General features: G+C 67.1%; 1 protein-coding gene. It reads left to right on the plus strand.

Annotated features, from left to right (window positions below; translation table 11 throughout):
* Window position 1: 1 nt before the first annotated feature.
* A partial coding sequence (gene xylA, locus LO763_RS28575; protein WP_230792304.1) for a xylose isomerase occupies window positions 2-1,103 on the plus strand: 1,102 nt, incomplete at its 3' end.

A 1,103-nucleotide genomic window follows, 5' to 3' on the forward strand; every position in this document is an offset into this window, starting at 1 on the left:
CATGACCGAGGACAAGTATGTGCCGGTGCCGGAGGACAGGTTCTCTTTCGGGATCTGGACGGTCGGTTGGGCGGCGCAGGATGTGTTCGGGTCGGCGACCCGGGCGCCGATGGCCGCTGACCGGGCGGTGCGCAAGCTGGCCGAGATCGGCGCGTATGGGGTGAACTTCCATGACAACGACGTGTTCGATTTCGACGACTCCGAGGCCGAGCGGGACGCGAAGGTGGCCGCCTTCCGTAAGGCTCTGGACGAGACGGGCCTGAAGGTCACGACGGCGACGACGAACCTGTTCGGGCATCCGGTCTTCAAGGACGGCGGGTTCACCCACAACGACCGGGAGGTGCGCCGGTTCGCGATTGCGAAGGTGATGCGCAACATCGACCTGGCCGCCGAGCTCGGCGCCGAGGTGTATGTCGCGTGGGGTGGGCGTGAGGGTGCCGAGTCGGGCGGGTCCAAGGACGTGCAGTCGGCGATGGCGCGGATGAAGGAGGCGTTCGACACCCTGGGCGACTACGTGGTCGAGCAGGGGTATGACCTGCGGTTCGCGATCGAGCCGAAGCCGAACGAGCCGCGGGGGAACATCCTGCTGCCCACCCTCGGGCATGCCCTGGCGTTCATCAACGAGTTGGAGCGCCCGGACCTGGTGGGGATCAACCCCGAGATCGGGCATGAGGAGATGGCCGGTCTCGATTATGCGGCGGGGATCCGGCAGGCGTTGTGGCACGGGAAGCTGTACCACATCGATCTGAACGGGCAGACCGGTCCGCGGTATGACCAGGATCTGCGGTTCGGGGCCGGGAATGTGGGCGGGGCGTTCTGGACGGTCGATGCCGTGGAGGAGGGGATCGCGAAGGGGCAGTACACGGGTCCGATCCACTTCGATTTCAAGCCCCCGCGGACCGAGGATGATGCGGGTGTGTGGGTGTCGGCGGCGGCGTGCATGCGCAACTACCTGATTCTGCGGGACAAGGTCAAGGCGTTCCGGGCCGATCCGGAGGTGCAGGAAGCGTTGCGGGCGGCGCGGGTGGATGAGTTGGCGGTGCCGACGCTCGCGGAGGGCGAGACGTGGGCGGACCTGCAGGGCGTGGAGGTCGATGTCGAGG

The organism is Glycomyces amatae, from assembly GCF_020991375.1.
Classification (GTDB): Bacteria; Actinomycetota; Actinomycetes; order Mycobacteriales; family Micromonosporaceae; genus Glycomyces; species Glycomyces amatae.